Annotated in this window: 23 protein-coding genes; 2 read left to right on the forward strand and 21 right to left on the reverse strand. The window is 48.7% G+C overall.

Annotation, left to right across the window (positions count from 1 at the left end):
* Positions 1-187, forward strand: a 187-nt coding sequence (locus PKI34_12295; GenBank protein ID HNS18589.1) for a hypothetical protein, incomplete at its 5' end; no start/stop codon positions are given.
* A gap of 9 nt (positions 188-196) precedes the next feature.
* Here the strand turns inward: PKI34_12295 and PKI34_12300 are convergent.
* The 3 genes from PKI34_12300 to PKI34_12310 all read right to left on the reverse strand — a co-directional run bounded on the left by PKI34_12300 (position 197) and on the right by PKI34_12310 (position 2,589).
* Positions 197-1,135 carry a DUF481 domain-containing protein gene (locus PKI34_12300; protein ID HNS18590.1) on the reverse strand — a complete coding sequence of 313 codons (939 nt, stop codon included), beginning with the start codon at positions 1,133-1,135 and terminating at the stop codon, positions 197-199.
* A 142-nt stretch (positions 1,136-1,277) separates the two neighbouring features.
* Positions 1,278-1,880: an outer membrane beta-barrel protein gene (locus tag PKI34_12305; protein ID HNS18591.1), complete on the reverse strand. Its 603-nt coding sequence runs from the start codon at positions 1,878-1,880 to the stop codon at positions 1,278-1,280.
* Between the two features lie 46 nt (positions 1,881-1,926).
* Entirely contained in the window at positions 1,927-2,589 is a 663-nt protein-coding gene (locus PKI34_12310) for a DUF4136 domain-containing protein (GenBank protein HNS18592.1), read from the reverse strand.
* A gap of 163 nt (positions 2,590-2,752) precedes the next feature.
* Between PKI34_12310 and PKI34_12315 the strand changes: the two genes are divergently transcribed.
* A complete protein-coding gene (locus tag PKI34_12315; protein ID HNS18593.1) occupies positions 2,753-3,397 on the forward strand; it encodes an outer membrane beta-barrel protein in 645 nt (214 codons plus the stop codon).
* Positions 3,398-3,601: 204 nt separating this feature from the next.
* Here PKI34_12315 and PKI34_12320 read toward each other — a convergent pair whose 3' ends face one another.
* The 18 genes from PKI34_12320 to PKI34_12405 form a co-directional block, all read right to left on the reverse strand.
* Positions 3,602-4,768: a DUF6515 family protein gene (locus PKI34_12320; GenBank protein HNS18594.1), complete on the reverse strand. Its 1,167-nt coding sequence runs from the start codon at positions 4,766-4,768 to the stop codon at positions 3,602-3,604.
* A 22-nt stretch (positions 4,769-4,790) separates the two neighbouring features.
* Positions 4,791-5,525, reverse strand: a complete 735-nt coding sequence (locus PKI34_12325; GenBank protein ID HNS18595.1) for a DUF2092 domain-containing protein — start codon at positions 5,523-5,525, stop codon at positions 4,791-4,793.
* 24 nt (positions 5,526-5,549) lie between these two features.
* Entirely contained in the window at positions 5,550-6,323 is a 774-nt protein-coding gene (locus PKI34_12330) for a DUF3575 domain-containing protein (protein HNS18596.1), read from the reverse strand.
* Between the two features lie 9 nt (positions 6,324-6,332).
* Positions 6,333-6,836: a hypothetical protein gene (locus tag PKI34_12335; GenBank protein HNS18597.1), complete on the reverse strand. Its 504-nt coding sequence runs from the start codon at positions 6,834-6,836 to the stop codon at positions 6,333-6,335.
* A 21-nt stretch (positions 6,837-6,857) separates the two neighbouring features.
* Complete coding sequence (locus PKI34_12340; protein HNS18598.1) at positions 6,858-7,418, reverse strand: glycine zipper domain-containing protein; 561 nt, start codon at positions 7,416-7,418, stop codon at positions 6,858-6,860.
* 142 nt (positions 7,419-7,560) lie between these two features.
* Positions 7,561-7,956, reverse strand: coding sequence for a DUF1622 domain-containing protein (locus PKI34_12345; protein HNS18599.1), 396 nt, complete (start codon positions 7,954-7,956; stop codon positions 7,561-7,563).
* Positions 7,957-8,060: 104 nt separating this feature from the next.
* Complete coding sequence (locus PKI34_12350; protein HNS18600.1) at positions 8,061-8,936, reverse strand: hypothetical protein; 876 nt, start codon at positions 8,934-8,936, stop codon at positions 8,061-8,063.
* 14 nt (positions 8,937-8,950) lie between these two features.
* Entirely contained in the window at positions 8,951-10,633 is a 1,683-nt protein-coding gene (locus tag PKI34_12355; GenBank protein ID HNS18601.1) for an FAD-dependent oxidoreductase, read from the reverse strand.
* 65 nt (positions 10,634-10,698) lie between these two features.
* On the reverse strand, positions 10,699-11,142 hold the full coding sequence (locus PKI34_12360) for a DUF202 domain-containing protein (GenBank protein ID HNS18602.1): 444 nt from the start codon (positions 11,140-11,142) through the stop codon (positions 10,699-10,701).
* Positions 11,143-11,279: 137 nt separating this feature from the next.
* On the reverse strand, positions 11,280-12,065 hold the full coding sequence (locus PKI34_12365; GenBank protein HNS18603.1) for an aquaporin: 786 nt from the start codon (positions 12,063-12,065) through the stop codon (positions 11,280-11,282).
* Positions 12,066-12,080: 15 nt separating this feature from the next.
* Positions 12,081-13,205 carry a lactonase family protein gene (locus PKI34_12370; protein ID HNS18604.1) on the reverse strand — a complete coding sequence of 375 codons (1,125 nt, stop codon included), beginning with the start codon at positions 13,203-13,205 and terminating at the stop codon, positions 12,081-12,083.
* An 87-nt stretch (positions 13,206-13,292) separates the two neighbouring features.
* Positions 13,293-14,342, reverse strand: a complete 1,050-nt coding sequence (locus tag PKI34_12375; GenBank protein HNS18605.1) for a glucose 1-dehydrogenase — start codon at positions 14,340-14,342, stop codon at positions 13,293-13,295.
* A 15-nt stretch (positions 14,343-14,357) separates the two neighbouring features.
* On the reverse strand, positions 14,358-17,171 hold the full coding sequence (locus PKI34_12380; GenBank protein HNS18606.1) for a hypothetical protein: 2,814 nt from the start codon (positions 17,169-17,171) through the stop codon (positions 14,358-14,360).
* A 63-nt stretch (positions 17,172-17,234) separates the two neighbouring features.
* Positions 17,235-18,059: a ferredoxin--NADP reductase gene (locus tag PKI34_12385; protein HNS18607.1), complete on the reverse strand. Its 825-nt coding sequence runs from the start codon at positions 18,057-18,059 to the stop codon at positions 17,235-17,237.
* A 23-nt stretch (positions 18,060-18,082) separates the two neighbouring features.
* Positions 18,083-18,334: a 4Fe-4S binding protein gene (locus PKI34_12390; protein ID HNS18608.1), complete on the reverse strand. Its 252-nt coding sequence runs from the start codon at positions 18,332-18,334 to the stop codon at positions 18,083-18,085.
* 83 nt (positions 18,335-18,417) lie between these two features.
* Entirely contained in the window at positions 18,418-19,251 is an 834-nt protein-coding gene (locus PKI34_12395; GenBank protein HNS18609.1) for a hypothetical protein, read from the reverse strand.
* A gap of 30 nt (positions 19,252-19,281) precedes the next feature.
* Positions 19,282-20,409 (reverse strand): 4Fe-4S binding protein, encoded by a 1,128-nt coding sequence (locus tag PKI34_12400; GenBank protein HNS18610.1) that lies wholly within the window; start codon positions 20,407-20,409, stop codon positions 19,282-19,284.
* A 20-nt stretch (positions 20,410-20,429) separates the two neighbouring features.
* A complete protein-coding gene (locus PKI34_12405) occupies positions 20,430-21,602 on the reverse strand; it encodes a 6-phosphofructokinase (protein ID HNS18611.1) in 1,173 nt (390 codons plus the stop codon).
* Between the last annotated feature and the right edge of the window lie 41 nt (positions 21,603-21,643).

Here is a 21,643-nt window from a genome sequence, read left to right on the forward strand (position 1 = left end):
ATCAGTATGTTATGTTGACAAATTGGCGAATTTTAAATTTAGTCGGTCAGTAGTGGATACTTATTACAAGAAGATATCCAAGGCTGCTTCCCCGATTGTAGCCATGCAGTTTTTCCAGGTTGAGGCGTATATTCTTGCAGCCATACGGTTATACATTCTTGAGGAGGTGCCCTTCGTAAAGAAGTAGAGGGTTGATTCAAAAGGTATATCCGATAGATGTCGTTACTCCCCAGTCATTCTTCTCAGATCCTTCTGCGGGCCGGTTGTCGAAGGAGTTATAAAAAGTCAGGCCGATTGTAAAATCACTGATGATCTCCTGGCTGATCTTAATGCTTGAGTTAAAACGAAACCTGCCCCAGTCGGTTATTCCCGGGAATGCAGCAGTTATAATGGAAATGCTGGACTTGGGGGAATCATATTTGAACAGGGAATAATTTACATTTATGATCCCCTCAAAATCACCTGTCGAACCGGTTTCACCTGACAGCCACTCGCTGATGCCCTGAAAACCAACCAGAGCCTGTAATACATTCCGGTTGTTTTGGATCATGTTCCTTCCGCCTGCCACCCCCAGGTTGATACGCAAATCCAAACCCAGCTCGGAATTTTGTTCAAAGCCTGTCTGAATGCCATAAACCCATCTGCCGGTCAGAAACCGTTGAAATAAATAGTTAAATTCCTGTCTTCGCGTGGCATCTTCCTCTTCCTGTGTGCTGAAATTTCCGTCATAGGAGAACGATGTACTCAATTTTTTTGTGCGATACTGAACTGCCGTGTTGAAATTGAGTTGAGCCAGTGTTGTGGCCTTTGTGTAGCTGAATCCGGCCCCAACCGATCCGTCGAGCCGTTTGAGAAATTTATTTTTTATCGGGATGATGGAAACTACAGATGCCTTGGCGATCTCAAACCGTAACAGGTTGGTGGCAACGATCAGGGTATCAGGCAGGGATGATTCCAGTATGGAACCGAAATAGACATTACCTTCTTCTGTTTCCACCTCAAAGGTGTCTTTACCGGTAAGTGAAGCAATTTTGTCCCATTTGATGCTTATGGTGCCGGCATCATCCGTTTTGAAGGTGACCAGACCATACTCCAGTTTTTTCACCTCCCCGGTGATCCGGTCCCCATTATCCATGATTATTATGTCCGTTTTCTGGGCAATGACATCAACAGAGCTTAAACAGCCCGTAAATACGATCAGGAAAATAAAAATTGATCCTCTTTTAAGACGTATCCTCATCTAAATCTATCCTGTTCCGGAATCCAGAGAGAGCCCTTCAGAAGGAGTAAAAGACAAATCCAAAGTTAAATCCGAGGTTCGACTGGGCATCGATGTCTCCGGATTTCGCTGCCCAGTTGTACCGTGTATTAAAGGTAAAACCGGTTGCATCAGAAAACCAGTAGATAAACCCTACTTCAGGATACATGGCAAAGTGCCATTGATGATCTTCAAGGGTATACAGACCGAAATCGGTTCTTTTATTGATAATGAAGGTTCCGAGTCCGGCTCCCAGGAAAGCTTCAAAATCCGAGTCAGAATTCAGGTAATATTTTACAACACCCATCAGGGGATAAACATTCGTATAGCGCCACATACGGCCGGATAACGTGAGGGTGGATCCGTCAATGTTATGATACGTATCGTAATCGTATTCCTTGTAAAATCCATTCCACGAGAATTCGAGACCGAGCGAAACGTTGTCGTTCAGCCATGCCCCGGCTTCAATTCCAAAGCCGCGTGGGCTGGTCTTGTCAATGAAATCCTTGGTATTGCCCAAAGGGACTGCAATATTGTAGGTGGTGGTAAAATATCCCTGGCCCAGGGCGAAAAAACCCGGGAAAAAAGCCAGAACGAATGCGAAATATCTTAAATGTTTCATTGGATATCAGGATTTTGTGATACGGGCGAAATCAAGTATTATGTGGCTAAAGATAGTCGGATTGTTTGAAAACCTGTCCGATTCCACGTTTGATGCGCTCAGAGATATTTGTCTGTCCTCCCTCAGCCAGACCATTGATAGCTCCGATCCAGACAACGGGTATCTTCTGTTCATCCATGTCCACATGATTGGGATCCATCATCTGGATCAGCACGGTTCCTGTCGTGTAACTGTACACAACGGCTCCGCCCCAGGGATAATAAGGATAATATCCCCCGCCCCAGTAAGGTGGCCAGTAGGGATAGTAGCCCCACCAGTAGTACCAGTAATCGTAATAATACCCTACATAGGTCGATGTAAAAGCACTCAGCGTTACATAAACATCAGGATATCCGTTGATTGTATCGTATATCCGTTCATAGCCAAGCTGATCGAACTGCTTTTCAACTTCATCGAGGATGAGTTTCTGCATTTGCGCGTCAACCGGATCTGCGTCTTCGGAATAGTCTGGGTCATAGACGGGCATGACCGTGTCGGGCATGATGTAAGTATTCACTTTAGAGAAATCGAAGGTTTCATCATATTTTGTGGCCACAAGATCCATGTCTTCAACATATTCAGGTCCGCCCGGGTAGCATGAAAAAAGTAAGAAAGGCAAACTGAGGATCAACAGGTATCCCCATGTTCTGAAATTATTCTTTTGGGTCATGGTTGCGACGTTGATGGTTAATTATCGGTTGATTGTCAGGGTAAAATCCGGTTGTACGTGATGAGCAAAAATACGATAATAAATATATTTCCAACATAAAAAGGCATATTCTATGAATTAATTAATTTCTACATTTGTGCAATTCAACCTAAAAGACCAATCGATGAAAAATCTTGCAATCATTGTTGTTCTGACCGTGATGGCCCTTTCTTCTTTTTCAGGTCTGTGGGCTCAGGGCAGGCCCATGCAGTTCTATGCCATTGCCGGGTATCAGTTTGGCGGCCGTTTGGATTTTTACGAAGGGTCATTCAAGATCCAGGATCACGGGAACTGGGGACTCGGGCTGGATATAGAAACCCAACCGGGAATGATGGCAGGTTTTTCATACAGCCGGATGAATACGACTGGTCATTTCGACTCGTATTATCCAATCACCTATCCGGAAACAGATATCGATCTGACCGTAGATTATTTCCAGCTAGCCGTTAAAAGAGGCAGCAGCAAAGAAAACCTGGAAGGATACGGCCTTTTCTCACTTGGTGCAACATGGTTCAATGTAATGGATGAGGATATTGAGGATGGATGGATGTTCTCCGTGGCACTGGGTGCTGGCCTTAACTATTTCTTTACTGACCGGGTAGGCATCAAAGTGCAGGGCCGGTTGCTGATGCCGATGTATTTTGCTGGGATGGGAATGTTTGTCGGCATCGGGACCGGCGGTGCAAGTACGGGTGTCAGCGCCAATGCCTGGGCCCCCATTGTTCAGGGCGATTTCAGCGGAGGACTGGTTTTCAAGATCAAAGAGTAAGTCCACTCCGAAAAGTAATAATTTTGGACTGAAGTCCACTAACTGGTTGGTTATCAATTACCCCGGCCTTAAGGCCGGGGTAAGTCAAAGCACTGGTTTATAGGGCTTTAGCCCTAAATTAAGGCTCGATGATCCCTTTTCGGAGTAGACTCAGGCGTAAAGATCAAAAAGCAAAGCAAGTTCCTGATTTTTAGCACGCTCAGGTTATTTTTCCGCTTCGGCTGCTTCCACATTCACTACTTCGTACATGTCTTTCCCCTCCACCTTTACAGGCTGGTAGTATGTATTGCCAAATTTCACATACGTTACATCACCAATCTTGACTTCTTCTCCTCCTTCGGGCAGGTTCGGGACAATGGTTCCGGCAGTCGGTGGCACGACGGTATAGCCGTCTTCCGTTTTTTCATAGTACGTCCCGCCATAGTAATAATTATTGGTGGTCTCGTTCACCACCACCGTCTGTGTCTCTGGCGGGAGCGTTGTAACGGTGGCACCGGCGGGAGCCTGAACCACTGTGTAGCCGTCGCCGGATGAAACGTAATACACCCCCTGATCATAGTAATACTGTTGGTTAGCATTGGCAACGCTGACCACGACAGCCGTCACGGCAATCGTGGCTACAAAGACCCCCCAGGGATTATAGTATGGTCCGTAGGAATAGGGATGATAGGGATGATAAGCATACGGATGGTAGCTGCTGTAATGGTATCCGCCATATGCGTAAGGAGGCCTGGGGTATGGCGCCACCGGAGGTCTCACGTAATAATTGTCCTGATCGATATTGATGTCCCGGCTGTTGTCGATATTTTTATTGCTTATGTTATTTCTGTCACCCGTTGAAACGTTGGTCCTGTCACTGGAGGAGGCTGTGTTACGGGCACCTGTTGAAACCTGGTTACCTCCGGACGTTTTCGTCCTGTCAGCAGAGGATGCTTTCGTTCCTGCTGAGGTTCCCGATCTGTCGGCTGTTGAAACGGATCCGCCCGCAGATGCCTTATCTGCGCGGCTAGTGCTCGTTCCGGCCCTGTCCGTCGCCGCCGGGGTCTGGGATGCCGATGTATTTTTTGTTGCAGCCTTATCCCGGGATGCAGAGGACTGGTTACCGCCGTTGATCGTGTTGGAAGAGCGGTTCTGGGTTGTCGCCTGACGATTCTGTGAGCTATAGGAACGGCTCTGGCTGGAAGAAGAAGGCCGGCTGTATGAAGAAGAAGAAGGCCGGCTGTAGGAGGAAGAAGAAGGCCGGCTCATCCCGCCGCCACCTCCGCCGCCACCTGAAAACCTTTGTGCCTCAGCAGCCATGGAACACAACAGCACCATAGCAAAGAGAAGCCATGCTGATTTAATAATGTGTGTATGAATTTTTGTTTTCATGATTGAAAAAATAGTGTGGATATTATCTTTTATATCTTGGTAAAATCGAAACTTCCCGTGCTGCCGGCGGTGGCGTGAATTCAAAAACTGCCGCCGGGATCTCCGGGTTGAGCTGCCAGTTGCTGAAAGTGGCTTCGTACTGTCTGTTTTCCTCATTTTTATAACGAATGACAAACTGTTGAGGCAGCGTAAAGGCATCCCCCGTAAACCACATCTGGACACTGATGGCCTGGTTGGAAACCAGTATATGAAAACATTCCCTGCCATTTAATTTTTTTTTCCCCAGGAATACGATGGTATCAAAATTTGCAAGGAGATCATCGGTAAAAGTCGGATAAAAGAAATCTGCGGCAGGGAACTCGATGCCGTAATGATGATTGATAGTGTCGATCATCGCGATAAGGTTATCCGGGGCCTCGATGGTGGCAAAGTTATTTTCGTCGAAGGAATAGGTGACAGCCTGCCATCCATTGTACCAGAATCCCCGGTTACCTTTGTCCCCGTGCGTTTGAAGATGCATTTTATCCGGACCCACAAGGTAAACTTCATCTGTCCAGGTTCTTTTGATCAGACCAAAGTCCGGGTCGTTAACATCCATTGTGGTGTTCAGGGTGAAACTGCAGGAGTTCAGTTCGCCGATAACCGTAGCCATGCGATCGATGATCATAACGGCAACAGTATCCACCCGTGGTTCCTGAGTCCAGGCGGACATGCAGATGGTCAATCCGGTCAGGAATAATACGATTTTTTTCATCATGGATTTGTGAGTTTTTAATATTGATTAAAAATGGAATCCAATTTGGAAAGAGTAACGGAACCCCGTCCCAAATTTGGTCTTGTTTCCGGTGAAAACAAGGCTCTCCCCGCTGTGGAGTACGCCTAAAAGAGGAAACCTGTCGATGAGTTTTTCAACTAATTCCTCGTCAATATTTTGAATCTCCTCCGAATCCAGGTCTCCTTTTATTTCAAGCCTGGCGTGATTATAACTCAGTGCAGGACCAAACAGCAACAGATCAAGGGTCAGCCTTTTCCAGAAAACGAACTGATATCCTAAATCAAAGCCCATATTGACAATATTCAGGTTTCCATCGATCGTATTTTCCTGATCTGTGTTGATTTTAAGAACATCAAAACTGTTGCTGAACTGAAAGCCATAATATGAAACATACCCCCCGATATACAATCCATCCGGAAAGGGCTTGGGATTTCTGTTAACCGGATAGTACCTGTAATCAACGCCCAGGTTTACTCCTTTCTTTGATCCCTCATTGATTAAAATGAGATTTGCGACCGTATCATTGATTACGTTGGGAAACTGAAGGTAACCCGCCTGAACCGCAAACGATTGATTTTTCTTCAGCATCCTTTCATAGCTGAACGTGATATTTTTTAATTCACCAAAAAGCAGCATCGGGGTGGGATTGAATTTGATGACGTTCCTGTAGTAAGGTTCAAGGTAAATCCTGGATTTTGTGCTGTCGGGATTGTCTTCCTGGCAATAAGCCTGCAAACCTGCTGCAAAAAGAATGATTAAGATGAGGGCTAAATTTTTCATGATTCATATTTATTCGCCATCTCCGGGAGACACGATCGCATACCCCAATTGCCGCAGTGCATCAGCTTCATTATAAAAGGTCAGGCTCTTTGCAATCTTTCCGTTTTCTAAAAGGTAATTGGTATTGGCCAGGATAGTGACCGATCCCCGGTCGTTTTTGTAAACAATATTCAGCTCAGCCCAGTTGGCCACCCATTCACCTTTATTGTCGCCCTCGGGAATGGTCACCGCGGCAAACCGTGAGCGGTTATAATGAATCTTTTCGTACAGGTTAGTGACGTTCTCCTTCCAGTTCTCCACAGCTTCCTTTTTGCGTATGGAATCTCCATACGAAGGGCCCATGCCGAGATAGTCATCAGCCAGAAATTCATCCATTGCATTAAAATCCATTTCTTCAACGGACTGTACATAGCTTTTGACGATGTCAATGTTTTCAGCGTGTTTTTTTTCGGTGGTGGATGTACATGCTGCCAGGCATATACTGATCAGACCACAAAGGACCAGATTTTTCATAAGTTATCATTTTTTGTTTTCTCATTTGACGGTGTATCCTTTTCCTTCAATACAAACAGTAAAAGCTTTCACAAAGCTGTTTTTCATCTCCTGTTCAGCAGCGGCTGCACCAGCCTGTGCCTGCTGGTTTTGCTGTGATTGGGCCTGTTTCCCCTGGCGCCTGCCGGAAAGCCCTCCCACAATGGCACCCACGGCGGCACCGTCGCCGGCGTCACCCGTTATGGCGCCAATGGCTGCCCCTGCGGCCGCACCTTTAGCCGCACCCTTGACACCTGCTCCCGTAGGGCCTGTTTGTGCGGGTGCTGCTTCCACTTTCGGAAGATTCAACGGATCAATCCCGGATTGTTCCATGGCCCACTGGTAACATTCAAACTCATCTTCCTTTTGCTGCTGTTTGCTTTGATCTTTTGATGGGTAGACGTACAGTTTCAATCCCTGTGAGATCTGGTTGTAGGTCATTTTTGACGTATCAGGTAATGCCGGCGGTGTTGCCTGCTGGGCGAAAAGGTTTTCTGAACAGGCCAGGACAATAACTGGCAGTAATAACCCAACCATTGCTTTGATCAATTGTTCTGTTTTCATTTTTTATTGTATGATAAAATGTTTGTTTGTAAAGATTTTCCTTTGATCACGGATACCGCACAGGGCCCTGGCATCAGGAAGAGAGAAGGGAGTACTGAAATTCCAAGGCATGTCGTAAATATATATGATATCAGCTTCTTTGTCATTGATTCATTGTTTCTGAAATTGATTCAGTTTTTTTATTTCCAACATTTTTCATGATCTGTTCCGGTAATTCTTTCAGTTCCTTATTCAGGAAATAATTCAGGAATGTTCTTATCACTGCTATTGCACCCAGCTGAATAAGATTTTCATACGTTGGGGCAACCGTTGTTTTTATAATGTCGGAGGCAAGTTGAAATTCAAGAGCCAGTGCGAGCCATCCGCCAAATTTAAACTTCAGCCTGTTAAATGACGGTGAAAAATTCAATTGCTTTGACTTCAGCAATAGAATAAATGCATTAACAAAACCAATAGCTATACACAACACGGCTGAGTATTCAAGCGCCAGTGAAATTACACTGACTGCCTTTTCTAAAAATAATTCCAATGTCTCCATGCTATAGTTTTAACGATGTTTGAGAAAGGATTCCGGTATCAAGGATCAGAAAGATGATGAATACGAGTCGTTTTACTTTTATTTTCATTAGTTGGATATACATTTCAAACGGGTACACCCGATTTGCGGGATAGTTTTCCGAAGACAGGAGCAAAAATCAACACGAGGATAAATGACCACAACGTCCACATAATGACCATTGCCGTCATGCGCGGGTCGCCATTCGGAATGGCAAGAACCCCTGCCAATACAGCTGCGATATTCCGCGTGCCCATCCCCATGGACATGATGCTTCTCTCGTTCTGTTTCAGACCGAAACCGAAACGATATGCCAACAGACCCAGTACAAGCATAAACACTGTCATTGAGAGCAAGGCAAAGCTGCCCGCCGTATCTATCATCTGTGGTGTGTATATAACAAAGCAACCCACAATGGTGAGGAGTGTAGACAAATTCGCGATCAGCTTGACCGGTTTGAATATCTTATCAGCCACCCGCGTGGCATACGTCCTGATCAGGGCTCCGATGATCAACGGTATCAGCACGGTGATAACAAGAGGTTTTGCGAGGGTCAGGGAGCTTAATGCGATCCCCTTGATCAGAAGGGGTGCCAACAATGGCATAAAGATCACTGTACCCACTGCTGCCAGCGGGATGAAGGCTCCCCCGAAGTCTATATCCCCGCGGGCTTTGGTAATCATCGGCGGGAGGAACGGTGCACAGGGCGCCAGACTGGTAAGGAGCACCACATTTGCGTAGGGTACATCCAACGGAAGGATTTTGATAATAAGCCACCCTAAAAGCGGTCCTACCACCCAGCCCCAAACGAGTATCATCGCCACGAACTTCACATTTTTCATTTTCCTGCCCACCTGGGGTATATTGACCTGGAGTCCCATCATCGCCAGGTTAGAGATAGTGAAGAGGATTACTAATGGGGTAAATATGGTCTGATAAAATTGAATAATGGCATTCATCATTTACCTCCTGTTGTTTAAGTTTTACGATGTGAGCGTGCCAGCATGCCTCCCGAAATATTCCGGGCTTTAAATCCGTTCTGGAGCAGGATCCGGGTGGCATAGTAGGCCCTTTGTGCCGACCGGCATAAGATATTGATCTCACGGTCGCGTGGTAGTTCTCCCAGACGGGCGCGGAGCTCGGGCAGCGGTATATTCAAAGCGCCTGGAATTGACTCCACTGCAAGTTCCTGCGGATTACGCACATCGAGTATAAATCCATCTCCCAGTGACTCCCAGTGAACGATAGGCATGTCGCCTTTCAATACGTCTGCCGCGACCATTCCGGCGAAATTGACAGGATCTTTTGCGCTTCCGTACGGCGGGGCATAACAGAGTTCTGATTCCTCAAGATCATAGATCGTACATCCCATCTGGATTGCCATGGCAAAGGAATCTATCCTCTTTGGTACGCCATCCTCACCAAGAACCTGTGCTCCCAGAACCTTTCCGTCTGATTTACGGAATAGGAATTTGATGACCATCATCTTGGCTCCGGGGTAATATCCTGCATGTGAATTGGGGTAAAGGTAGACCTTCTCATAATCCTGGTCGCCGATCCGTTTGAGGGTCTTTTCATTCACTCCCGTTTGAGCAATGGTGGCATTGAAAAGTTTGCAGATCGAAGTGCCCTGCGTGCCACGGAAACGTGAGCCGCGACCTGCGATCACATCTGCAGCTATGCGGCCCTGGCGGTTTGCCGGTCCGGCAAGGGGGACAAGTGTCCATTCTCCGGTGACAAAATCCTTAACCTCGACGGCGTCACCAACGGCAAAAATATCAGGATCGGATGTGATCATGTGTTCATTCACGCGAATGCCACCTCTTTGGCCTATTTCAATTCCGGCCATCTTTGCGAGCCCGGTTTCCGGTTTCACACCTATTGCCATGACAACGATATCAGCCGGATGCGCTTTTCCTTTTTCAGTAAGAACCTCCAGACGGCCATTTTCCGGTTTCCTGAATCCTGCAACGCCATCGCTGAGCTCTACTTTAACATTATGCCTTGCCAGGTATCGCTCAACAATGCATGCCATTTCGGGATCCAGAGGTGGCATGACCTGGTTGAGTTTCTCGATGAGCGTCACCTCGAGTCCTCTTTCCATAAGATTCTCGACCATCTCCAGACCGATGAATCCTCCGCCGATAACAACGGCATGCTTCGGTTTCGATATGGTATCAACACCTGTGAATGAGTTCCCGACTGACCTGTCTATATCTCTTTCAAGCCATTCGCGTATATTTTTTGCGTCAGCCACCGTTCTTACAGAGAATATCCCCGGAAGATCAATTCCCGTAAGCGGTGGACGAATCGGTGCTGCTCCAGGTGAAATGACAAGCTTATCATATTTTTCTGTGGACACTTCACCGGTAATGTGATTCTTCAGATCCACGGTTTTTTTCCCGGAATGGATACCCACCACTTCACAGTTTGTCCTGCAATCAATCGCAAACTGATTGCGGAACATCTGTTCAGTCGCTACCAGGAGACTTGATTCATTTTCAATAGAGCCTCCAACATGGTATGGAAGGCCACAGTTTGCATAGGATACGAACGGACCGCGTTCGACCAAAAGGATATCGGCTTTTTCATCAAGCCGGCGAAGGCGTGCCGCACACGAGGCACCACCTGCTACTCCACCAACGATAATTACTTTCATTGTTATAAAGTGTTAAAGTGTTAAATTGTCAAAGTGTTAAAGTGTTAACTGTTCAGTGTCATCTGTCAGCTAATGCCCTTTAGCTGGAATATGATCCCTGCAAAGAGAATGATCCCAATGATGGTGATGGTCCAGGATATGAACAGGGAATACCGGGGTTGGCTAATGACGTATTGCCTCCGTAATCGTTTGATTATCGTTACATTTTCCATCGTACCAAGGAGTAAGGAAAGAATGCCGATGCCGATCAGTAACAGGCCAAACACTTTTGGACCCGAGATGTCAGGAACGACGATGCCTTCTGCCTGAAGTTGCTCTCTTTGATATTGAAGGAACTTATAGATGGTAAAGCCAAAACTGATCAGCGAAAGGCCTGTACGCACCCAGGCCATCAGCGACCGGTCGGCTGCCATCACCGTCCGGTCGACCGCCATATCCGTCCGATCTTTTGCAGAATCCGGCATCTTACCGGCCGGCTCATCCCGAGATACGATTTTTTCGTTTGTCATCTGATAATCCATTAATTACACATTCATTGAAGTAACCACAATAGGAGGGATCCTTGCTTCCATAGTTAATCAAAATTATAACCATTTCAAATCGTGGACAATACCTATTAATAGGTATATTTTGCCCTGAAGGGTGACTAAGTATCTGATGATTCCATCCTTCTTAGCAATCCATCACGGTCGCTGTCAAAATAGTACAGTTTGGCCACCGTGATCCGCCGTGCCAGCGCACTGCCGGCAAGGCTGGCCAGCAAAGCACCTGCCACCGGTCCTACCCAGTAGATCCACCATCCCTGCCAATCTCCGGAAATGATTGCCGGACCGATACTGCGTGCAGGATTCGCGCTGGTTCCTGAAATAGCCGCTTCCAGGGGGACCATGATCGCAAACAGAACCGGGAAAATGGCCGGGGTATAGGTCCGGATCTGTCTGAATCCGATGAATACAACAAGAAGCAGGACCATGGTAAATGTGATGACCACTTCCCCCAGCAATACGGTCAGCATGGAATAACCTTCGCCCGGCAGGGTAGCACCGAACGACACGCTTCTGCCCATTGCGCCCCAGACCAGGAGCGGCAGGGCGCCAACGATCCCGCCGGTCAATTGTGCAAGTATGTAGGTAATCGAAATTCGTGAATCGATCTTGCGAAACAGCCAGAAGGTCATTGTAACGGCAGGATTGATATGCGCTCCGCTTACCTTACCAACAGGGGAGAGTGCAATCGAGGCACCTATGGAACCAAACAGGAAACCGGTGATCGTTTGCCTGAGTTTTACATTCGGAAGCAGATGCCCAAGCGGACTGCCTTCTCCGAACATCAGTATGACCACCGACAGGCCCAGCAGAACCAGCAAAGCTGTACCTATGAACTCGGAAAAAAATATTCTTTTTCGAAAACTGAAATTATTTACATCGCTCATGGATCCTGTAACAGATTATTCGTTTATTGATAATAAGCGTATGCAAACTGGAGAGGCCAGATCTATGGACCGGGAGGTCTGAATCAGCTGTCCGGTAGCCTGGTCGATCCTGAAGAGCACCACGTTGCCTGAGTTCTGGTTTGAGGCAATGAGCCATCGACCGGTCGGATCAATCTCAATGTGGCGGGGAGTCTTCCCTCCACTCGAAACCCACTCAACAGGGGTCAGGCTCCCGTCATTGGAATTAATGCTGAAGACCCCGATGCTATCGTCCCCTCGGTTCGATACATACAGAAACTGACTTTTTGCATCCACTGCCACCTCTGCTGCCGTGTTCTCACCGGAGAAATTTTCCGGAAGTGCGGAAATGGTTTGCTTTGCCTTCATCCATCCGGTTTCCGATTCAAATGCAAAGACGGTGACAGTTGAAGTCAACTCATTTAATACATAAACAAATTTGCCCGAAGGAGCAAAAGCAATATGTCTTGGTCCGGAGCCAGGATTCATCGTTACATAGCAGGAGTCAGGGGCTGTAAGAGAGCCGGTGACCGGATCGAACCGGTACACGAACACCCTGTCAGTGCCAAGATCAGCTACCATTACAAACCGGTTGTCGTTGGTTACCTGAATAAAATGAGCATGCGGCCCGGTCTGGCGATCGGGGTTCACACCTGATCCGGTGTATTGTATAAATGCTGAAGCAGGGCCCAGCCGGCCATCTCCCCCGATAGGGAATACGGCCACATTCCCACCGTTATAGTTAGCAGTCAGCAGATACCGCCCGGATTGATCCAGCGAAACATGGCAGGGTGCAGCACCCAGGGATGGGACTTGTTGTAGCAATTCTAACTTGCCCGTTTCCTTTTCGATTGAAAATACGCTTACAGCACCCGATGCTTTCTGCTGAAATGAGTCCAGCTCATTGACAGCATAGAGGAATTTCCCGCCAGAATCCGTTGCAAGAAAGGATGGATGATCGGTTTTGGCAGCCAGGCCCAATGGTTTGAAATCACCCTTCGTCGCATCAAAGCGATAGGCATAGATGCCATCGCTGCCACTGCCCGTATAGGTTCCGGCATAAACGAGATAATCCTTATCAGTGGTCGAGCATGCAATCGCAAGCAGTAGCGGCAGCAACAAAGAAATAAGTATGAATATCCTTTGCTGCAGCGATCCCGCGAAAGAGCCAATTAATCTCTGCCTGCTGGTGTGAATCAACATATCCTGCTATATTTCAGAGAATTGAATGACCACTTTTATGTCACCCGGCTGCCGGCTGAGCGCATTTTTGAAATTTTCGGGTCTTTCCCGCCGTGTGATGAGTTTTGACAGCCAGGCGCGGTCAGCACGGGCAAGATACTGGCTTGCCCGGTACCAGTGCCTTTTATTGGCATTTACACTGCCCACGATCACATTGTTGCGCAACACCGCTGTGGAGGCCACATCGGCAATGGTTGCCTGCGTGGCTGAACCACCGTGTCCTATTCCTGCCAGGCAAACGATACCGTTTGCCCCGATCTTTTGGATAGATTCAGCAATGACCTGGCCCGCACCGGTGCATTCAATGATGGTGTCCGGTTCGAAGTCAAGATCCTTCACGCTGCCGGAGTGGTACGTTCCGCCAAGTTCGTGCACAAGGTCTGCTTTGGGGCCGCCTACTGTCCGGTCCAGCACATGCACTTCCAGTCCGTACAATTTAGCGAAAAGAGCAGCAAGCAATCCGATCGGTCCGGCTCCTGTGATCAGCGCTGTTTTGGGTTCCCAGAACGATCGCCTGCCGATCAGGCCTACCTGTTCCAGGGCTTTAGCCACCACGGTGGCCGGCTCCAGGAGCACACCCAGGATACCCAGCGCAGGATCAATTTTTATAGCGTATTCCGGTTCGATCCTCCAGCGCTCCGACATGTAACCGTGGATCTCTTTGATCCCCCGCTCGGTGTAGAGCCCATTACGGCACATGTCCCATTCCCCCACGGCGCAGTTCGGACAGGGGACAGGGTCCGGTCGTCTGACAATGCCCACGATAAGATCCCCTTTCTTCAGCCCGCTCGTTGGGCCGGGATCAAGAACACGGCCCAGGGATTCATGGCCCAGCACAAGATACTCCTGACCGGGAGGTGCCCAGCCATATTTCCCTTCGACAATTTCGACATCGGTACCGCAAACACCGACAGCGACAGCTTCCACCAGGACAGAGCCCAGGTGCTCATCCGGTTCAGGGATATCCATGAGTCTCGCGGTCCCCGGCTTTTTAGGTTCAACAGTGATAGCTTTCAATTTTATTTCTCCTTTTTATTTTTTGGTTGATGTTGTTCGTTTCGATCCGGAATGGGTCTTTTTCACGGTTTTGTCTCCGCCCTGAGTGAACGCGGCCTTCTTGCCACTTTTCAGGGCGTTCCCGGAATCCAGCAGGCCGTAAAGCTGGATAAGCTTTGCAATGACCCCGCTCCATCCCGTCTGATGGCTGGCACCCAGCCCGGCGCCATTGTCGCCGTGGAAGTATTCGTAAAAGAGAATATTATCGCGCCAGTAAGGATCCGTCTGGAACTTCTCCGAGCCTCCGAATACAGGTCGCCGTCCCTGCTCATCGCGGGTGAACATACGGGTGAGCCTTCCGGCGATCTCCTTACTAACTTCGAAAAGGTTCATCAGGTTACCGGAACCGGTAGGACATTCGATCCGGAAGTTATCGCCGTAATACAGGTGGAAGTTCAGAAGTGCACGGATGATGAGTGCATTCACCGGCATCCAGACCGGCCCCCGCCAGTTGGAGTTACCGCCGAACATACCGGTGTTCGACTCCGCCGGCAGGTAATCCACCCGGTACTCCTGGCCACCGGCATGCAGGACATAGGGGTGCTGCTCATGGAACTTCGATATGGATCTGATACCGTAAGGACCGAAGAATTCGTTCTCATCAAGCATCTTCATCAGGATCCTGCGCAGCCGCTCCGTGTTGACCAGTGCAATGATTCCCCTGTTTTCCACTCCAAAATGATCCGGACCCGTAGAGTGCATGGTTTCCAGGAGTTCCGGCATTCGGCGAAGACGTTCATTGAGGCTGGACATTACCCGGGGAATGCGATCCCGCTGCCACGATTCTGTGACGGTCGTCGCACAAAGAGGCAAGAGCCCAACCAATGAGCGCACCTTAAGCCTTGTGGCGCTCCCGTCGGGGAGCCGAAGCAGGTCGTAATAGAAACCGTCTTCCTCATCCCACATGCCATCCTGGCCGGGGCGATTCATGGCCGCGGCAATATAGTAGAAGTGCTCTGTGAACTTAATGACCATGTCCTCGTAGGAACGGTTATGTGCAGCAAGTTCCACCGCGAGTTCCAGCATGTTCTGGCTGAAAAGGGCCATCCACGCCGTGCCGTCGGCCTGCTCCAGGTGGCCACCGGTGGGCAGTGGTGCGCTGCGGTCGAAGACGCCAATGTTATCCAGGCCGAGGAATCCGCCCTCAAATACGTTCTTGCCGAACCGGTCCTTGCGGTTCACCCACCATGTGAAATTAGTCAGCAGTTTGTTGAACGCTGCCGTCAGGAATTCAATGTCCGTTTCGCCGCGAAGGGCCTGTTCACTGCGGTGCAGGAAAAGTGTGGCCCATGCGTGAACCGGGGGGTTCACATCACTGAAATTCCACTCATAAGCAGGCATCTGCCCGCTGGGATGCATGTAAAGCCCGCGGAGCACAAGTTTCAGCTGTTCCTTGGCGAAGTCGGGGTCGACGATGGAGAGCGGGAGCGCATGGAAAGCCAGATCCCAGGCCGCATACCAGGGGTATTCCCACTTGTCGGGCATGGAAATGATGTCCTCGTTCAGCATGTGGAACCACTCCGAGTTACGGGAGTTTCGATATCCGTGATGAAGGGGGTTTGAGTTGTGCTCGTCCAGCCAGTTGTCTCCGTCGAAGAAGTAGAACTGCTTGCTCCAGAGCATACCGGCAATGGCCTGGCGCATCACCCTTGCCTCATCTTCACTCACAGATGAGGGCGTAACTGATTTGTAAAACTCATCGGCTTCACGAAGCCTGTCAGCGAAGACCTCATCGTAAAGATTTCCAAAGGGCTTGGTTTTCGTTTCCGGTAGATTGCCGGTCAGCCTCAGCCGAACCACCGTGGTTTGTCCGGCGCCGATGGTCGCGTGGTAGTGCGCTGCGGCCTTTGTACCCTCCTTATCAGGATTGACTGCTTGGTGATTACCATGCACAATGAAATCGTTAATGCCGTCCTTGACATAGGGGCTCTCGTTTTGCATTCCGGGAAAAAGCCGCTCGTGGTTTGTTTCATTCTCGGTGAACAGCAGAGGTACTTTTCCTTCGCAAGAAAAGGTAAAATCACCCAGCAGCGGATGGGCAGCCGCCACCGTGCTCACTCCTGCCTGTGACCTGATCTGTTTCAGATTCGGTTTATGGGGAGCTCTGTTGGATTTGGCAATCCAGGCAGACCAGTCGTTCCGGAACCAGAGCGTGGGCAGCAGATGCAGTTCGGCAGCCTCTGGTCCCCGGTTGATTGCCGTGATCTTCACCAGGATATCTTCCGGACCGGCTTTGGCATACTCGACGAAGACATCGAAATACCGGTCCTCATTGAAGACACCCGTGTCAAGCAATTCATATTCAAACTCTTCCCGGGAACGGCGCCGGTTTGTCTCCACCAGATCGGCGTAGGGATAGGCCGCCTGCGGGTACTTGTAGAGGTATTTCATGTACGAGTGGGTCGGTGTGGAATCCAGATAGAAATAGTATTCTTTCACGTCCTCCCCGTGATTACCTTCGGTGTTGGTCAGACCGAAAAGGCGTTCCTTTAGAATGGGATCCCTGCCGTTCCAGAGGGCCAGGGCGAAGCAGAGGCGCTGCTTGTCGTCGGATATGCCGGCGATACCATCCTCACCCCAGCGATAGGCGCGTGAGCGGGAATGATCGTGCGTGAAGAAATTCCAGGCATCGCCGTTTTCGCTGTAGTCCTCGCGGACGGTTCCCCACTGGCGTTCGCTTAAATAGGGTCCCCACTTTTTCCAGGGTGACCTTTTTTCATGATCATCTTTTAGTCTTCTTAATTCGGCCCCTGAATTCGTGAGCGGGGAGTTATTATTTGTTGTTTTCATAAATCGATGAACTTAAGGAACAGGTTTGAATTATTTTTCTGGTGGTTCATTATCATTTTAGCATTACCAGTATTTTTCCGCATGTATCTGGCCGTATTCGTCCTTCGTGTCTTCTTTAAATCCCTCCTTTGTGAGTATTTCGATCATCGATTCGTTCATCCGGGGATTTCCACACATGAAAACATGGGTATTGAGAGGCCCCGGGGTACATCCCCATGCCTTAGCTATTGCACCACTATTCCATACATCCTGAACATGACCGGTCGCTCCTTTCCAGGGAACAGGTTCTTCTTCGGGACGGCTGACGACGGGTATGTACGTTATATTCGAACGAAGATGCTCCATGGCCATTAAAATTGACCTGTAACCTAAATCCCACGAATGTCGTACGCCATGAATCACGGCAACCTTTCGTTTGGGTTGGTTGATCAGGTAAGTGCTTAACATGCTGATGAAAGGTGCAAGCCCGGAACCGGTAGCCAGAAGTAACAAGTTGGCTCCTTCAGGGATCTTTGAATCATCGTAATTAAACCTGCCAACTGGTTTTGGCGAAAGCCAGACACGGTCGCCAATTTTAAGGTTGAACAGCCGGGGCGACAACTTGCCGCCTGGTACCAGTGCTAGGTAAAATTCAAGAAATTCATGGTTTTCAGGAGAGGACGAGATAGAGTAAACCCGTTTTATCAGCTTGTCAGCTTCTGCAGGAGGGCTGATTTCCGGTTCGGCAAGTGCACAGCGTGACGCCGAACCGGGTAATCCCAAAGCAGTAAACTGGCCGGGCACGTAGTGAGGGAATTCCCATCCATCGGGTACAACCTGCAGTATCATCAACCAGGGAGAAACTTCGTTTCGCAGGGTCACTACAGCATTCAAAATCGGCTCATTCATATCATTCTGTTTTTTACAAAATGTTAACTATCAACTGGCACCATTTCAAGGGCATTATTTGGGCAAACCGGTATGCACAATCCACAACCGGTACATTTGTCCGGGTCAATTTCTGCCTTTCCGGGCAGCAGATCATCACTCAGGCAGGCCATGGGGGGAAAACGATCAGCGCCTTTCGTTATGGCCTGTTCCGGACAAGCAGCCATGCAATGGTAACTGCTTTTACAGTGGTAAAATTTCAATTTTGCTTTGAAGCCGGGACCTGTTTCCATCATGTTCTACTGGTTTTAATAGTTCTGAAATTCATTTCCGCATTTGTCAAAGTAATTCTCGCGTATAATCCTGAATCTCTTTTCCTTTATTTCTTCGGAAATACAAAAATCACGGCTGCCCTGACTCCAAAGGGTGATTTGCTGCCTTCAGGGGCAGCAACCTGTATGCGAGGCCCAACCTGAAGTTGAACTAGTTGTTTGCCGAATTTTGTAAGCCCGCCTGCCATAATATTGATATAGGCATTGGTGGTATTTGCTTCCCAGTTCAGAGTTGTTTCTGAGTTTACCGTAAGTCCTGCTCCGCTTTTCCAGTTATAAGTAAGAAAGGGTTGCAGATACATCTGGTTGACATCACTTCGGTCAGCATCGCCTGCAACTGACCAAATCTGGTTCATTAATGCACCATAAGTCCAGCCGTTTTTTTGTTGCAGAACAATAACTGTTGGCCCTACACCGAATTTCTGGGTCCCTAAAAAATCATCCGTAGCGGTAGGAACTAAAAATGCAGCCCCCACACCCCATACAAATCCGTTTTTTACAACCGCATTTGATATCCACCCGCTCACCAGTGCATCGGCCAGTCCGCTTTGCCGGGTATCTTCACCGGTAATGTCATACTGGGCTATTACGGGAACAATATATCGCGTAATTAGGCTGTATTTTGCATTCAGACTGAATGGAACGATCGGCTGTATGTTCAGTGTATTTCGCGAACCACTGTAATCGCCGATAGCTATATCCATGTTATTCTGAAATGGCAAACTGATCAGTGCCCCGATAGGATTGGCCAGTTTCTTGGCAATCGCTGCAGCATCATCTGCTGCCGGCTTTTGTTCATCCTGTGCCAGCAAGGGAGTAGCAGTTACAAAACTGAGCAATAAAAAGATGGCCACAATTCCAAATATATCCTTGGCAATCATAAGCTTATAGTATAAAATCCGCAATTCTTCCTACTTCTCCGAAGCCAGGTATTTTGCCCTCATTTCTTCCCATTCCTCCAGGCTTTTGGGAGTATAGAACCATTCCTCTGCCGACACCGGTTCCAGTTCAAGCGCTTCAGGATCACAGGCAATCACGCAAACACCGCATCCGATGCACTTGTCCCTGTTATATTCCGGCATGCCATCATCACGGTTACCTTCGGTATGTGCATAGACGGGACAACGATCGATGCAAATACCGCAGGCTATACATTTATCGTAATCTTTGACGACACGGTAGTTTGAGGCCTGGCTGGGATAGTGGTTGTTAAATACCCCGCAGGCGTAACGGTCGCAATTGCAGCCGCCGACATACTGCGGGCTTTCGGCGCCCATCTGAAATCCGTAGGCTGCATTACTTACATGCCCCATTTTTTCAAGCTTTCGAAGAAGCTGGTCGGCTTCCTCCCGGCTGAGCACATGTTCTCCCAGTGGTACACTGGAAGGTAGTCCTAAAAATCCGCAGCGTTTCAACGGATAACGGCTGTCGTCTTTTCCCAGGGCCTCCATCTCCCTTTTGCACACACAATCCATTACCAGAAAACGATCGTGCCGCTTTAAATGAGCGTCAATATCGAGGTGCGGCTCCATCGTAGCCATCAATTCCGGCTTAAGCGAGCCCCGCACCGGAACAACGCCCAGCACGCCGGGCCGCGGAGCAAGGATCCGTTCGCTGCCACCCTCTTCCATATATTGATGGAAAAGGGTTGCAAATTCCGTGCTCTCAACCCGCATACATGCTTCGTACCACCCGATCATAAAAGGGCCAAGCCGGAACAGCGAATCTTTTCCGGGAGGAGGAGCCGGCATGCCGGGATAAGACGGCGGACCTTTCATGCGAACAAGTTTCCTGGAAATCAGCCCGGATAGTATCACGAGGGCATCTTCCACATCAATGCCAGCGCGTCTGGCTATTTCAGCAGGATATTCGTAGGTTGTGGTCAGGTAACTGGCCAGCGAAACCTCCTCGGGAGTAAACACCAGCCTTAGCAGTTTTAATTCCACCCCGGATTTCATCCTGGGAAAGCCCTGAGGGGTTGCATCAAGCACATCGGCCAGTCGTTCGTAAACATCTTTTGATTGATCCGTAGTGTTCATTTTTTAACCTCCTTTGATTGTTAAGGTTTCTTTGAGGCAAAGTTTCCGACATAAATACCCAGTGATCCTGCGATCTTCAGGAATTCACTTTCGGCAGACACTGTTCTGACTTTATTGATCACTTCTGCCAATGGCACGTACTGAATCTCAGGAGGGGCAAAAGCAACCATTACCCCATTCTTTGAAGCTTTCAATGCCTGAATAGCTCCTGCCCCGTATGCCATACCCAGTTGCAGGTCTACGGCAGTGGGTGATCCACCTCTTGCCCATGGTCCGACAACAAGCGGATAGGTTTCTCTGTCAATAAGCAATTGGAGTTCCCTCGCCAGTGTTTCTGCTGTCTTTTCAGACGGAATTGCGACTTGTTCAGTTGCCTCACCGGTTGCCTGGGGTGGCAGCGAAACAATGCGCGTTGAACCGGGTTGGTCTTCCGGTTTTTTAAATAGTCTTACGCCTTCGGCCACAAGCACCAATCCATAGGGCCTCCTGGAAGAAATCTTTTCATCTAACCTTCGGGCCAGCATATTAAGGTTACATGGTATTTCGGGCAACAGCACCGCATCAGCAGAAATTGCTATGCCTGCCTGAAGCGCCAGCCATCCTGCCTGTTTGCCAATTACTTCCACCACAGCGATCTTTCGGGCCGAGATGGCCGCCTGTCTGGCACGCTGCAACATTTCGATTGTAAAGCTCAGCGCGCTGTTAAATCCAAAAGAAACCGAAGTAACAGGAATGTCGTTCTCAACAGATTTTGGAATACAGACCGTATGCAATCCCTTGCGATGGAGCTTATAAAGTATATGAAGCCCCTGATTACCGACAACTGAAATCAATGCGTCAATGTTTTCTTCCTTCAGCCTTTTTACTATTTCATCAGAATGATCCACCCCGTCATTATGAAGCGAGGTGTCATTAAACGGATCGATCCTGGGTGCCTGGCCTAAAGTGCCTACCAGGGAGAGCTCATGGACTGTGACCATTTGCGGGCTGAGGGTAAGCAATCCGGTATCAGGGTAATGATCGGAGTGCAACAAGCCTTCAAACCCATCGCGGATTCCGATAATCTCCCATCCCAACTGGCCAGCTGCCTGGGAAGCTCCCGTAATGATGGTATTAATTCCAGGAAGATATCCGGCACCCACATTGATCGCGATGCGACGGAGAATGCCTCCATGTCCGACATGCTTAATCATAGTTTTCCTGTTTTATGTGCTAGTGTCAATTTTATGATTTT

The sequence above is a fragment of the Bacteroidales bacterium genome (assembly GCA_035342335.1).
Taxonomy (GTDB): Bacteria; Bacteroidota; Bacteroidia; order Bacteroidales; family JAGONC01; genus JAGONC01.